Source organism: Aquimarina latercula DSM 2041 (assembly GCF_000430645.1).
Taxonomy (GTDB): domain Bacteria; phylum Bacteroidota; class Bacteroidia; order Flavobacteriales; family Flavobacteriaceae; genus Aquimarina; species Aquimarina latercula.
On the sequence record NZ_AUMK01000005.1, the window covers coordinates 122,171 to 135,908 of the forward strand.

Sequence of the window (13,738 nt, forward strand, 5' to 3'; positions counted from 1 at the left end):
ATTCTATTTTTTTTAGTTTAATAAAAATTTTTATGACCAGAAGGTTTAGTCCATATCTTTCTGGTCATTACACATCACTAAAACCCTTTCTTAAATCAATGAAAATAGTAACTTTAACTCTTAATCCAGCACTAGATAAAAGTGCCAAAGTTGATAACTTAACACCTGAAAATAAATTACATTGTCACTCCATCACATATAAACCAGGTGGCGGTGGCATCAACGTTTCCAGAATTTTAAAGAGATTGGGTATAGAATCCTCTTGTATATTTCCTTCTGGTGGGGAAACAGGTTCTTTTCTTGAAGAATTAATCTTAAATGAAGATATAAATCTAAAGACCATTCCTGTTTCTGAAAAAACAAGGGAAAATCTTTCGGTATTAGATACACAAACTGGATTACAATATAGATTTGGTATACCTGGAGCCGAGTTACTTACTAAAGAGTTGATAGCCATACAAACCACAGTAGATCATATCATAGATGATAATTATATTCTTGTGCTTAGTGGAAGCTTACCTCAAAATGCACCTTCTGATTTTTACGCCCAGATTATTCAGTCTGTAAGCAAGTATAATGTAAAAATAATTCTTGACACATCTGGAGAAGCCTTGAAAAAAACAATAGATGAAAATCTTTATTTGCTAAAACCTAATCAAAATGAATTAGCAAAATTAGCCGGAAAGGATTTTTTAACTAGCGCTGAACAGGAAGCTTTTGTTACAGAATTAATACAAACCAAAAATATAAAATACATCGTTGTTTCCATGGGTGCCAGAGGAGCATTTCTAGCTTCTAAAAAAGGAATTCATTATCAAAGTACTCCTTCTGTAATGGTGAAAAGTACTATAGGAGCTGGCGACAGTATGCTAGCTGGTCTTATATATGGAATACAAAATGAACTCCATGAAAAGAAAATGTTACGTTGGGGTGTTGCCTGTGGCACAGCAACGACTATGAGTGATGGTACTGCATTAGCTAGTCTAAAAAATATAGAAATAATTAACGGAATGATGCATAAATAGTCATAACGTTATTTTAGTATTAAAATTTATGCCCTTTCAAAATAATCTAAGATCTTTTACGGTGAATTCAAAAACTACAAAATGGATATCGTTGCAGGAATTGATATTGGTGGCACAAAAACCAAAATAGGTTTAGTAGATAACCAAGGAAATAATCTTATTCAAACAAACTTCAGGACCAAAGATTATATTGATCTTGATGCATTTTTAGAGAAAATCACAACCTCGATTGAAGAATTAAATAATCAACTACCCCAACCAGCAACCTTGTTAGGAATTGGAGTCGGAGCTCCTAATGCTTCGAGCAGAAGAGGAACCATCGAACACGCTCCTAACCTAATCTGGAAGGGTGTTGTACCATTTCTTGACAAATTAAAGGCAAAAATTAATCTTCCTTCAAAAATAATGAACGATGCAAGTGCTGCGGCGTTGGGAGAAATGTTATTTGGTAATGCGCAAGGAATGAAAGATTTTATTGTGATTACTTTAGGAACAGGTTTCGGAAGTGGGATTGTTGCTAATGGTCAATTAATTGACGGTTACGATGGGTTTGCTGGAGAATTAGGACATATTGATCTTACTCTTGGCGATGGTAGATTGACAGGATTGGGAGTAAGAGGTGGATTAGAAGCCTATGTGTCTTCTACAGGGTTAAAAAGAACTATTCTTTATATGCTCTGTAAGTATATGGATGATAGTAGGTTTAAAGGTATCGCTTTTAATGATCTTCACGGAGAAGATATTACTAAAGCAGCAGAAGAAGGTGATCCTATTGCCTTAAAAGCATTTGATTATACAGCCAAAATATTAGGTTTTGCTTTGGCAAACTTCACCGCTTTTACACAACCCGAAGCTTTTTTCTTAATGGGTGGTTTGGCCAATAGTGGACACTGGATTTTTGAACCCACTAAAAAATATATGGAAAAAAACTTATTAGAAATCTACAAAGGAAAAGTAAAACTACTACCATCTGGTATGAAGGAAAAAAATGCAGCAATTTTAGGTGCTGCTGCTTTAATCTGGCAAGATTTTAACAATTAAAAACAAGCTACAATGGCAATGGAATCAGATCATAAGGTCATTTTTTATGAAAAACTAGCTCATCTTTTTTATGCTGTCGCAATGGCTGATAAAAAAATGGTGGTCGAAGAGAAACGTAAGATCGTGTCTTATGTCGAAAAATACTGGTCACATTCTTTTGATAAAAAAGAAAGAAAAGAGATTATTTATGAGATTATGCGGAAATTGATTAAAAAACAAATGACTTCTGAAGATGCTTATGAAGTTTTTAAATCGTATTATCAAACTAAATCCAATGATTTTTCAAAAGACCTTTGCCAAAAAATAATGGAAGCCGCAGATGGTATTGCCACTTCTTCTTCAAAAAGAAATAAATCAGAACTGGTATTCCTTACCAAACTTCATAAGTTATTATTCGAAAATTAGGATTACACTCTTCAACCTGTTCAAAGAAAAATAATCGTATATTAGAAATACTTATAATATGAGTCATAAACTCAATTTCAAATACAATGCAAAACAATATTCTTTGGATGATTACTTTTCTAAACTGTTTGATTGCATTTCCTTACACCATTACCGCCCAAACTAATATTTACGACGTAATTGCTAAAAAAGATACATTGGGAGAATTGAAGGTTTCAAAGTTAGAGAAGGGAAAAAACATAACATATGGCTACAATATCGAGATGAAAGTAAAATTGCTTGTTAGTATACATATGAAATATACTATTGAAGCCACCTACAACGAAAACCAATTAATATATGCTAGTGTTGATAATGTTGTAAACGGAAAACCACATCACTCATCTGATATTAAATGGATGGATACACATTATATTATCAATACCAAAAAAAGCAAGCAACAAACACTTTCTGAAATGATAGCGTATAGTGGAATACGGCTTTTTTTTGATGAGCCTGTTAATATCCAAAAAGTTTTTTCAGAATATACCGCTCTTAATGGAATGATAAAGAAAATCCAAACAAGTACGTACGAACTCACTTTACATAACGGCAAGAAAAACAGATATTACTACAATAATGGTGAATTAGTAAAAGCAAACATTAATAGTTCGCTTATTGATTTTGATTTGATTTTAAGGAAATAAGTTATGAATCAAGACTTTTAAAAATTGGTTAGAATTAATGAATTAAATCTTAAAGCATGAACAAACATCATAAAATCATCATAGCCGGAGCTGGTGGTATAGCGGAAGCTGTCGGACTTATTTTGGCAGAATGGAGTAAGATTACACCAACTATTTTTATTGGAAACAGAACCATATCTAAGGCACAAAAGGTAGTAAAATGGATAGAAGAAGGTGCTACCAAACCTTGTACTATTAAACCATTTCGCCTTGCTGAAAAAGGTATTACCAAAGAAATGAAAGCTATGTTTGAAGAGTGCGATATCCTATTGGATTGTCTTCCTGGAACTTTGGCACCAAAAATGGCGACTTTTGCTAAAGATTATCATCTGCATTATGCTAATCTTACTGAATATGTTAATGAAACAAATCAGATAATTTCTCTAGCAAAGGATGCTAAAACTGGCTTTATATTACAAACTGGACTGGCTCCCGGATACATTGATGTACTTGTTAACAAACTTTTCCAGGACTTTTGCAACGATTTTAATGTGGAAAAGGCCGATAGTTTGGAGTTTAAAGTAGGTGCCCTTACGGATCACGCAGTTTCTCCTCATTATTATGGTTTTACCTGGAGCCCAGCTGGAGTAGCTACTGAATATATTAAAGATGCCATTGTAATTCGAGATTATAAAAAAACAGAACTCCCTTCGCTGTCTGAAAGGTCTATGATTATTATTGATGGTATTACCTATGAAGAAGATCTAACATCCGGTGGAGCAGCAGACCTACCCGATGCACTAGCTGGTAGAGTGCGCTCATTGGATTATAAGACTTTACGACATCCTGGTCATTATGGCTGGGTGAAGAATCAGATTAATATCATTACAAATACTAAAGATACCATTGAAGCTTTGCAACAACAAATGGAAAGACATATACCGCATATTGAAGATGATCAGATCGTTTTATACGCCGCAGTACAAGGTTATGATACTGATGATGTTTTACGCAGAAGGGAAATTTCCAGAAAAATCACCCCAAAAACAGTTGGTAAGCACGTGTTAAGAGCCATTCAAATAACAACGGCAGTACCATTGATACAATCTGCACAATTGTTGCTTGAATCGTCTTATTCCGGAGTTATATTACAAAGCCAAATAGAAACTGATAGATTTTTAGAAGGAGATTACATAATCCCAGTTTATGGAAAAGTGTAAGCTTGAACGCATTTATTTTTTTAAAACCTTTATACAGACCCGAAAATCAATATTCCTATAGCCACTTTTTCTTTTTAAAGTAATATAACAATCCAAGAAATACTACAATCATTACTCCCCATAAAATGTAATACCCATACTTGAATTTCAGTTCTGGAATATTCTCAAAGTTCATTCCGTAGATTCCTGCTAGAAACGTTAACGGGATAAAAATAGAAGCCATTATTGTAAGTACTTTCATCACTTCATTCATTTTGTTACTGATAGTGGTCATATACATATCCATAAGCCCCCAGATCATATCCCGATAGATTTCTATATTCTCTGACACCTGGATAATATGATCGTATAAATCTCTAAGATAGAATTGAGTCTTTTCTGCAATAAGAATATGTTCACTTTTCTCAATACGGTTTACTACCTCTCTAAGAGGAAATACAGCTCTTCTTATTTTTAGAATTTCTCTTTTAAGGCTTTGGATATCGTAGGTGATATCATCGTTAGGTTTCTCTTCGAATAAATCATCTTCTAACTCCTCAATCTTATCGCCCATTACTTCGATAAGATTAAAATAATTATCTACCACGGCATCCATTAGCGCATATAATAAATAATCAGGTCCCATACTTCGTACTCTACCTTTTCCAGTTCTGATTCGATTTCTTATCGCATCAAATACATCACCGTCAGATTCTTGAAAAGATATAACATAATTATTACCAAGCACAAAACTGATATGCTCAATGGATAACTTCTCATCCTTGTCAAAATATAGCATCTTTAGTACTACGAAAAGATATCCTTCGTACTCATCTATTTTAGGTCTTTGCTGTGTGTTTGCGATATCTTCTAAAATTAATGGATGAAGCTTATAGTGGTCCCCGATTTTTTCTATAGCTTCTGTATGATTAAGGCCATTAATATTGATCCAGGTGACAGGTTCTGAGTCTGAATAACTGAATGCCTCCTCTATACTATCTAATTCTTTTTCTTCAAAAGTATTCTTATCATAATCAAATACCTCAATATACAAATCACCAGAAGTTTTACCCCCTGTATACACCACAGTACCAGGCACTAAGCCTAATTGTTTTTCGGAAGGTGATGGTGTGTTTTCTCCCATATTCCAAAGTTTTTCTATCATTACAATGTAGCATATTTAAAGTATCTTTACAATAGAATCACCAATAAAAAATGACTGCCTTATGGATCAAATTATGTCAATTTTTGACAAGCCAATTTTTGTAAATTTAGCTTCGGTATTTATACTTTTTGTCGTGGTATACATTATTATAAAATTACTACAAAGAGGGGCTTTTAAACTTGTTAAAGACAATACTTCTAAGTATAAATTTAAAAAGCTTATTAATTTTTTAGGATACATAATTTTTGTTTCCGGAGTTATGCTGATTTTTAACACCAAGCTTTCTGGTATTGGCACGGCATTGGGTGTCGCTGGTGCAGGTATTGCTTTTGCTTTACAAGAAGTAATTGTAAGTATAGCAGGATACATTGCTGTTTTCACAGGCAACTTCTATAAAGTAGGAGATCGTGTAAAGTTGGGAGGAACCAAAGGTGATGTTATTGATATAGGTCTGTTGAGAACGACTCTTATGGAGATTGGCGACTGGGTCAATGGAGATCTTTATAATGGTAAAATGGTTAGAGTCGCCAATAGTTTTGTCTTTAAAGAACCTGTATACAACTATTCTGGGGATTTTCCATTTTTGTGGGATGAAATGACTATACCTATTAAAACCAATGGAGATTATATCTATGCCAAAGAGACTTTCACAAAAATCTTAATTGATCAGGTTGGTGATTTTGCGACCTCTTCTCAAAAATCCTGGGACAAAATGATCGGTAAATATAACATCGAAAATGCCCAGGTACAACCTATGGTCGCAATGTCTTTTGATGAAAACTGGATCACATTTACTTTGCGCTATGTAGTAGATTTTAAATCTAGAAGAACTACTAAATCTATTCTGTTTGATAAAATATTACTAGCTATTAAAAACTCCGAAGGCAAAATTGAAGTTGCTTCTGCAGCTTTTGAAATCACCGCCTTTCCAAAATAAAAACAGGATAATTTTTCAGGAACTATCCTGTTTCTATTAGCTTATAGCAAATGAGACTCCAGGAACCAAAGCCCTTTATCGATTCCTCTCGAAACTTCTGTAAATAAATCTGCAGTTACCTTATCTCCTAAAGAATCAGTACTATCAATAACTATTTTTGTTGATTCTGAAACCATTGCATATCTTTCTATTAACTTCTTTATTGTGAATTCTCCATTATCAAAAGTATCCGGGCTTACAGGAAGTCTAGAAGTTTTTGCAGCCATTCTCACCGTACCCTTTGCGACCCCACCTAATGCAGTTGCTCTTTCTGCGATCATATCCACATAACCTGACACCTCTCTTGCCAGTTCATCAAAAAGTTTGTGTAATGCGTAAAACTGCATACCTTTTACATTCCAATGAGCCTGTTTCAACTGACTATATAAGTCAAAAGTGTCAGCCAGTTGTTGATTTAATATAGAAACAATTTCATCTTTGTTTTCTAGCTTTATCGAACTTTTATATTTTGTCATTTTCTATTTTTTTTAATTAAGACCTCTAATTTTATTTTGCTGCTAAGGGTTTTATAGAATCATAAATATCTTTGGAATCTATTTTTTTAATTTTTGATAAGTTATCAACTAATATTTGTGCTTCTTCTATACTATTATCAAACATTCTAATCACTTGATTATCAAAATTGGGATCTTTCTTAGCTTCCATTCGAAGTATTTGAATTTGATAAAGAAGATTTTTAATGATATGATTATTAGCATAAAGCATTGATCTGTATACTTTTCTTTTTTGCGATTCCTTTTTCCTAATAAGGAAGCTTATGATGTTTAAGATTGCAAAAAATAAAAATACAAGAGCCCAGATAAATATGGCTTCATCTAATTCGTACTTTTCTGTAAGTGTTAAATACTTGCCTATATATTCAAATACGTCAAGATTATTATATAAACTATAAAAATATCCGATAACTGCTACTATCAAACCAATCATAAAATATTTATATTCATAAAAATAAAGTTTGATTTTCCTTTTCATTATATCTCTGAATTAATTGTTTTACTATTTAGACCCTGTTATGTTTTAAAGGTCACTTTATTCTCCTGTTTGTTAATGTAATAGCCAAAAAAGCCAGAACTTCCGTTCTGGCTCGAACAACTCACAATCACGAGAATTGTACCATCAATCAATCAAAAAACATCATTATTCAATCTCTATAAGCTTAGGAGGTTGCTTTTTGGCTTCCTCTTTTTTTGGCAATCTTATGCTCAAAACACCATCATTATAGGAGGCATTTATTTTATCTGTTGATACTGTATCAGGTACAGAGAAAGAGCGTTGAAAAGAAGTGAAACTAAATTCTTTACGTGTCATTTTCTTTTCTTGGGATTCTCTCTCTTCTTTCTTTTCTGATGAGATGATTAATATTCCATTTTCCAAATTAATTTCAAACTCATCCTTTTTCAACCCAGGAACTGCAACTTCGATATCAAAACTGTCTTTTGTCTCGGTAATGTTTACCGCTGGAACTGAAGTTCCTGTTTGCACACCGCTTACAAAATCACGACCCCAAAAATTATCAAAGAATGAAGGAAACAAATCATCTTCTTTTTTCCATTTAATAAGTGACATAGTTTATTAATTTAAGTGTTAAACAATCATTTGAAAGATGGTTTATGATCTTTCTTTAATTAAGACACATATATGCCTTTGGGGTCACCTCAATTTCTCATAAAAAACTAAAAAAACCGCTTGTAATTTATACACAAGCGGCTTTTGAAGTTTTTAATGTCAGAAAGCTAGTTCTTAGCAATTCCCTCTAAATGTTCTACATTCATTAATATTTTTCGTTCAATAAACTGAGAAACCTTGGCATCCTGATTTTTAGTATCTTTTACTATAGTTTCTAATTTTTGAACCTCATAGGTAAGATTGAATACCATACCAATATTCTGCTTATCATTGAAATCATATTTCGAAAGAATATTCATACTAATTATCGTAAACTCTAACATCTTACTATCATCTATTTTTCTGAAATACAAGGATTTATTAGACTTACCCACAAATTCTGCTTTTACCTGATTAGCTTTATATTCTACCTTTAGTGGATCAATTGTATTATACGTACTTGCTTGAATTGCAGGTGAACCAGTAAATACTATTGCAATAAAAATAAGAGTGATTTTTTTCATTTTAAATATATAATTATGATTAGTTATTATGTTTCATTTTTTAAGACACGCTTTTTATAAATTAGTCACATTTTTTAATCTTCCTCGCAGAACTCTGCGTCACAACTTTCTTTGGATTGTGTCTTTAGCGTATCAAAATATTCATCATCAAACTTATCAGACATTGCTTCTTCCAGCTCAGTTTTTTTAATAAGAAATAAAGTATCATTAATAACCAATCTAACCCTATCTTGAAGTTCGGAATTTACTTCGGACAATGTAATTACGTCCATTTCTTTAAATCCATTAGGATATTCTTTGGCAATAGCCTTAATTAAATCTAAAGTAAGATACTTATAGTCTACAGATATATTTTTCATATTTCGATTATTTTTAAGTTAATAATTGTTAGGGCACACTTTCTGTATTTAAGTCACAAATACTAATAATATGTAGATGTTTGAATAATCTTATTTGGTTATAATATGCACATCTCTTTGAGGGAACGGAATGGTTACCTTGTTCGCTCTAAAAAGTCTGTCTATTTCAAAATGCAAATCACTTTTGGGGTGTACTGCATTAAAACTATCTCCAACGGTAAACATCAATCTAAAATTAAGAGAGCTATCGCCAAACTCTCTAAAAAATACTGTAGGCTCAGGATTTTTCAAAATCCCTTTAGTGTTATCAGTAGCAGTTAATAATAACCCTTTTACTAAATCGGTATCTGAACCATAAGCAACACCTACATCAATACTTTCTCTAGTAATATTGTTATTCTGAGTCCAATTGTAAAGAGTATTGGTAAGGTACGTATGATTAGGTATTACTAAAACCTTATTCTCTAAATTAATTCCTTTTGTAGTTCTTAAGTTAATATCTGTCACCTTAAAAACCTTATTATCTATCTCTATAATATCATTAACGTGCACCGTTTTATCAAGTAACACAAAAATGCCACATAAGATATCTTGAAATAGCGTTTGTAAAGCTAAACCAACTCCAATAAGTAAAGCAGCAGAAGCTGCAAAAATTGCTGTTATATTAATCCCTATGTTATCTAGAGCAAAAAAGAAGACAATAATAAAAACGAAGTATTTAGCAAAAGAAAAAACAGTTACAAATTTCTCACTATCCTCTTTAGGTAACTTTCTGGATACTAATCTTCTTATTAAACTTAATATTAAAGAGGTGACAACAAAGATTATCAATAATAACAAAAGGGCCTTTACTGTGATTTGTATCTCCTTTCCGAAGTGGAATGTATAGTTTAAGATTTCCTGTATCTTTTCCATTCTAAGTATAGTCTTTAAAGGTTGATTGATTATTAATTTTTAGACACAGGTTATGAAAGGAAGTCACATTATTCAAAAACCAAATGGGACAAGTATAATTCTTTTTCTGTAGTAAATTAGTTCATTTAAAAAAAACAGAATCTCTTGTTTCAAATTCTTGTCCAATTTCCATCATTCTTCATTCCGACTAATTCCTTCCTGGAAACTACTATTTCTTCTTCAATAAGAGTAAAGTGTTTTTACTCTTATTGATATCTAAACAGCCTGCTTGACAAAATGAAAAAAAATTAAGATATTTAAATGTTAAAAAAAAAATATCTCCGCTCTATCTACAGTATTTACTATAATGAATGGTTTAACACATGATACATCATTTGGTACACCATAAACAAAAACCCCTCTTAACCACCTAAAACATTGGACTGAGAAATTTTTATTTATATGTTTACCATTTGTTTTCAAAATGTTTCCCATGATGTTTACATTTTTGGAAAACATGTTTTCCATTCTACAAAACCTAGTTAAAAGCATTTCATCTTGTCAAAAAAATTGTGAATCATTAATATACCTTTGTTGACATAATTTGGGGTTCTTAATTCAAAAAAAGAAGTAGATAAAGAAACATCAAATCCTCAAAAAGTGCTTTGAGGGTTTTGAGGATATAGATATTATTGAGGTTTTTAATACTTGATATCCTCAGAAACATCAAAAACCTCAATATCCTCACGTATCTCTTTTGAGGATATTACCATAATGACCGTGTGATTTTTTATGTATCCAACCTTTCTCTACAAATTGTTTTATATATCGTTCCGCACTTTGTCTAGACATTCCGAATTTACTCGCAATATTTCTATACTCTTTAGATACGAATTCTTTGGGAAGCTCTTCCAGAAACAACTCTTTGTTATCTTTTCGTCTGGGAAGTGTCATTTCCTTTTTTGGTAGATACAAAAACACCTCTTCAGTGTGCTGCAACAAAACTTTTATCATCGCCAATGCAGTTTCAAAATCTCTTGGTTCGCACCTCAGTTTAGGTTTCAAGACTTCTTTTTCCAATACTCTAACTACCGTTAAAATCATTGTCAATCTAAAAAAGATCAAGCCCAGTCTAAACAATGAAGCTTGTAGCCCTTCTTTTTGCAAGAACAGGAATTTTTCATATTGCTTACTAAAAAAAATGTGAAACTTTCTTCTTTGTTCTTGACTTAAACTGAATTCGATTCGGCTCGATTGGCTTAATAATGTAAGATAATAAGATTCGAATGTTACTCCCAAAGCATCAAAGGCTTCATCTAAACCTATACTTTTTGAATTCGCAAATACATCTCTCCATTCCTTCTGACGTTCCATCTTATAAAACATGAAACGACTAAATAATCCATTTTGTGAATCTGGCATTAATGCTAATACCTGATCTGGTGTTCCAGTCAATACAGTGGAAATCTTAGGATAAGAAATATCCACATATTCACTATCCGTTCTTCGATAATAACTTATCGATTCGTGATGAAACGCTTTTCTAAATCCATCACTATAATTCCCATGCTCACTTTTAAAAGATTGAGTCAAAGTATCCCCTTCTGTTTCAAATATTAATCCAGCTCCATCGTTTTGATTTAAAAGCTCAAAAGCTCCTGTTGCACTGCTATTAGCTGGAATAAACAGCATTTGTTCTTTTGGCTTTATAGGCTTTGTCAAACTTTTATCTTTACCTTTTTTACTAGAATACTCTGCCAGTTCTACTTCATACTGTATTTTACCGTTACTTGTTTCATCTCTTTTCTTCTTGTGAATCGGAGCCACTAGCCTTCTACAAAGATTTACTCTTCCTTTTCCTGACGAAGCAGGTGCAGTGATAAATAAATAAAGATTGGGATATACCGTTAGTAAATCATAAAGACCATAGACATTAGGCAAACAAGAACTTAATACAGTTAAAGAGCCTAATAATAAAATATCTCTTTCCTTTGAATTGTTAGCGTGTTTAACGCACTCTTTTAAAAAATCTGGGAGTTCTTCAAAAACAGTACTAGGGAATTCAATTAATTCTTTTTTGAGTACTACAGGCTTTTTCATACTTTCTTCAATATGAAGCGAGCTTTCATTTTTACCTTCTAATTTAAAACCTGCCTGTCTTGCGTAATAAAAAAACGTAGCTATGTTTACTCCAGTGCCTTTTCCTTTTAGACATTCATTAAACTTTTTTTTACATTCATTATAGGTATACTTAGGATAGAATCTACTTACTCTATGAAAATATGATATCCCTGCTTGTCCAAATTCATCCGCCAATGCGAATCCTATTTTTAACCAATCTCCATAAACAGATGTAACATCTGTTCCTGTTGCTTCTATCCAATCAACGATTTGCTCAACAGTATTTTTATTAGTATTTGAATTTAAAAAATTAGACTTCATTTCTGTATCAAATGATGCAGCGTTGTCTTGCATATTCAGATACTTCGATACTTTAAATTTTTTCCTCTTCATCTAATTTGTATTTAGGGTTTATATAAGCTTCTGGATCATACGGTAACAGGCAAGCTCTACTTACATCGCTGCCACTAGTATCTACTACTATGTTATACGTTTGTTTTATGTAATTGGAAATTGCCAGAAAGTATTCTGAGTGCGTAAATTCTTTGAAGGAAATTTTAATGATCCATTTAAGTCCTTTCCCTCCAGGAGATCTAAACAATAGCTCCGTTGGGAAATAAGAATCTTTGAGCAATTTTTGCTTTAGTTCTTTTAATCTGTTCATGCTACTTATTCCATCTATATCAATTGTCAGTAATTCTGAGTGTTTGATAAGTGAAGTACTATTCCGTTTTGTAAACATTCCTGAAAAGGTTACATAATCAAAATATTTTTTCTTGTATGCTGCTTGCTCTTTTTTACTAGTCAATTTTCTGACATCATCAGTACGATGTTTTCTTACAGTATCAGTGATCATCTTATACACTTCGGAGATACCAATATTCTTAGTAGCGTACAGATTGTAAAGGTTTCTTTTAAAATAACTAAACCTTGGGTTCCACTCTTGATCAGGAATTGCATCCAATGCCTGATTGATTCTTTCTAATCTTGAATCATAATCCGAAACTTTGGATTCTAGTCCTAAATGTAGCACATCATTAATTCGGATGAGCAGCTCATCTTCTGTCATAGTTTTAAAATGCAATTCCGCAAAATCGAAGACATCTCCCCTAAAACTCTCGTCTGTTAAATCCTGGTAAACAGCATTACCATTTACAATACTAATTTTCAAACTACCACGATATTGCAGTAAAAATGGGTTGTTTACAGGTTTACACTCTCGATTGCTTATCGACAACACTATTTTTTCTTCTGGAAAATGTTGTTTTAGAATATAGCTGTAAACATTGATTCCGTAATGCGTTTTAGAAAGTATATGCTTCTTTGTAATCATAACTTTCTGTTTTTACTGGCTAGTGCATTATCTACTTCTTCTTGTATTTCGGATATTGTTTTTTTTCTTCCTCCCCTTATCCAGTCCATAAGCTCTTGTTTAGAAAAATACAATCGTTTGTGTTTTTTCATCACAGGAATCTGTTTGTGTTGGACATATCCGTAAATAGTTGGTACAGATAATTCCAGAAACGCTGCTGCCTCCTTTACTGTAAGAAGCTTGTCTTTTTCAGGTTCCTTTTCTTTGTTTTGTAATATGATTCTTTTGATCTCGTTTACCTCATTGCTAAGTTTTGCAACGGCTTTTGGTAATTTGTCAAATGATAGTTCTTCCATAACGGTATATTTTAATTATTATACCGCAATGTTAGGTGCTTGCTTTGTAGGGGTACAAGTAGGTAAATCG

The 13,738-nt window shown here is 32.4% G+C and carries 16 protein-coding genes; 6 read left to right on the forward strand and 10 right to left on the reverse strand.

What is annotated here, in order from left to right:
- Positions 1-98: 98 nt before the first annotated feature.
- From H526_RS0107720 to H526_RS0107740, 5 genes are all read left to right on the forward strand, one after another.
- Positions 99-1,025, forward strand: coding sequence for a 1-phosphofructokinase family hexose kinase (locus H526_RS0107720; protein ID WP_027392471.1), 927 nt, complete (start codon positions 99-101; stop codon positions 1,023-1,025).
- Positions 1,026-1,106: 81 nt separating this feature from the next.
- Positions 1,107-2,066, forward strand: coding sequence for an ROK family protein (locus H526_RS0107725; RefSeq protein ID WP_027392472.1), 960 nt, complete (start codon positions 1,107-1,109; stop codon positions 2,064-2,066).
- A 12-nt stretch (positions 2,067-2,078) separates the two neighbouring features.
- On the forward strand, positions 2,079-2,471 hold the full coding sequence (locus H526_RS0107730; protein ID WP_027392473.1) for a TerB family tellurite resistance protein: 393 nt from the start codon (positions 2,079-2,081) through the stop codon (positions 2,469-2,471).
- 86 nt (positions 2,472-2,557) lie between these two features.
- Positions 2,558-3,157 (forward strand): DUF6134 family protein, encoded by a 600-nt coding sequence (locus H526_RS0107735; protein ID WP_027392474.1) that lies wholly within the window; start codon positions 2,558-2,560, stop codon positions 3,155-3,157.
- Between the two features lie 56 nt (positions 3,158-3,213).
- Positions 3,214-4,356, forward strand: coding sequence for a saccharopine dehydrogenase family protein (locus tag H526_RS0107740; RefSeq protein ID WP_027392475.1), 1,143 nt, complete (start codon positions 3,214-3,216; stop codon positions 4,354-4,356).
- A gap of 55 nt (positions 4,357-4,411) precedes the next feature.
- Here H526_RS0107740 and corA read toward each other — a convergent pair whose 3' ends face one another.
- On the reverse strand, positions 4,412-5,500 hold the full coding sequence (corA, locus tag H526_RS0107745; RefSeq protein WP_155839639.1) for a magnesium/cobalt transporter CorA: 1,089 nt from the start codon (positions 5,498-5,500) through the stop codon (positions 4,412-4,414).
- Between the two features lie 61 nt (positions 5,501-5,561).
- Here corA and H526_RS0107750 point away from each other — a divergent pair, with 61 nt between their 5' ends.
- Positions 5,562-6,437, forward strand: coding sequence for a mechanosensitive ion channel family protein (locus tag H526_RS0107750; protein ID WP_027392477.1), 876 nt, complete (start codon positions 5,562-5,564; stop codon positions 6,435-6,437).
- A 41-nt stretch (positions 6,438-6,478) separates the two neighbouring features.
- Here the strand turns inward: H526_RS0107750 and dps are convergent, their stop codons facing one another.
- The 9 genes from dps to H526_RS0107800 all read right to left on the reverse strand — a co-directional run bounded on the left by dps (position 6,479) and on the right by H526_RS0107800 (position 13,668).
- Positions 6,479-6,952 (reverse strand): DNA starvation/stationary phase protection protein Dps, encoded by a 474-nt coding sequence (dps, locus tag H526_RS0107755; RefSeq protein WP_027392478.1) that lies wholly within the window; start codon positions 6,950-6,952, stop codon positions 6,479-6,481.
- Between the two features lie 31 nt (positions 6,953-6,983).
- Positions 6,984-7,469, reverse strand: coding sequence for a hypothetical protein (locus tag H526_RS0107760; RefSeq protein ID WP_035084903.1), 486 nt, complete (start codon positions 7,467-7,469; stop codon positions 6,984-6,986).
- A 165-nt stretch (positions 7,470-7,634) separates the two neighbouring features.
- A complete protein-coding gene (locus tag H526_RS0107765; RefSeq protein ID WP_027392480.1) occupies positions 7,635-8,063 on the reverse strand; it encodes an Hsp20/alpha crystallin family protein in 429 nt (142 codons plus the stop codon).
- Positions 8,064-8,230: 167 nt separating this feature from the next.
- On the reverse strand, positions 8,231-8,626 hold the full coding sequence (locus H526_RS0107770; RefSeq protein ID WP_027392481.1) for a hypothetical protein: 396 nt from the start codon (positions 8,624-8,626) through the stop codon (positions 8,231-8,233).
- Positions 8,627-8,700: 74 nt separating this feature from the next.
- The gene (locus H526_RS0107775; protein WP_027392482.1) at positions 8,701-8,985 is read right to left on the reverse strand and encodes a hypothetical protein; all 285 of its coding nucleotides are present in this window, start codon (positions 8,983-8,985) and stop codon (positions 8,701-8,703) included.
- Between the two features lie 90 nt (positions 8,986-9,075).
- The gene (locus H526_RS0107780; protein WP_051336048.1) at positions 9,076-9,900 is read right to left on the reverse strand and encodes a mechanosensitive ion channel family protein; all 825 of its coding nucleotides are present in this window, start codon (positions 9,898-9,900) and stop codon (positions 9,076-9,078) included.
- A 723-nt stretch (positions 9,901-10,623) separates the two neighbouring features.
- Positions 10,624-12,393, reverse strand: coding sequence for a DUF3987 domain-containing protein (locus H526_RS0107790; protein WP_035084906.1), 1,770 nt, complete (start codon positions 12,391-12,393; stop codon positions 10,624-10,626).
- Positions 12,374-13,333: a BT4734/BF3469 family protein gene (locus H526_RS30715; protein WP_051336049.1), complete on the reverse strand. Its 960-nt coding sequence runs from the start codon at positions 13,331-13,333 to the stop codon at positions 12,374-12,376. Before H526_RS30715 ends, H526_RS0107790 begins: the two co-directional genes overlap by 20 nt.
- Positions 13,330-13,668: a helix-turn-helix domain-containing protein gene (locus tag H526_RS0107800; RefSeq protein ID WP_027392487.1), complete on the reverse strand. Its 339-nt coding sequence runs from the start codon at positions 13,666-13,668 to the stop codon at positions 13,330-13,332. The genes H526_RS30715 and H526_RS0107800 overlap by 4 nt, the downstream gene beginning before the upstream one ends.
- Positions 13,669-13,738: the final 70 nt, after the last annotated feature.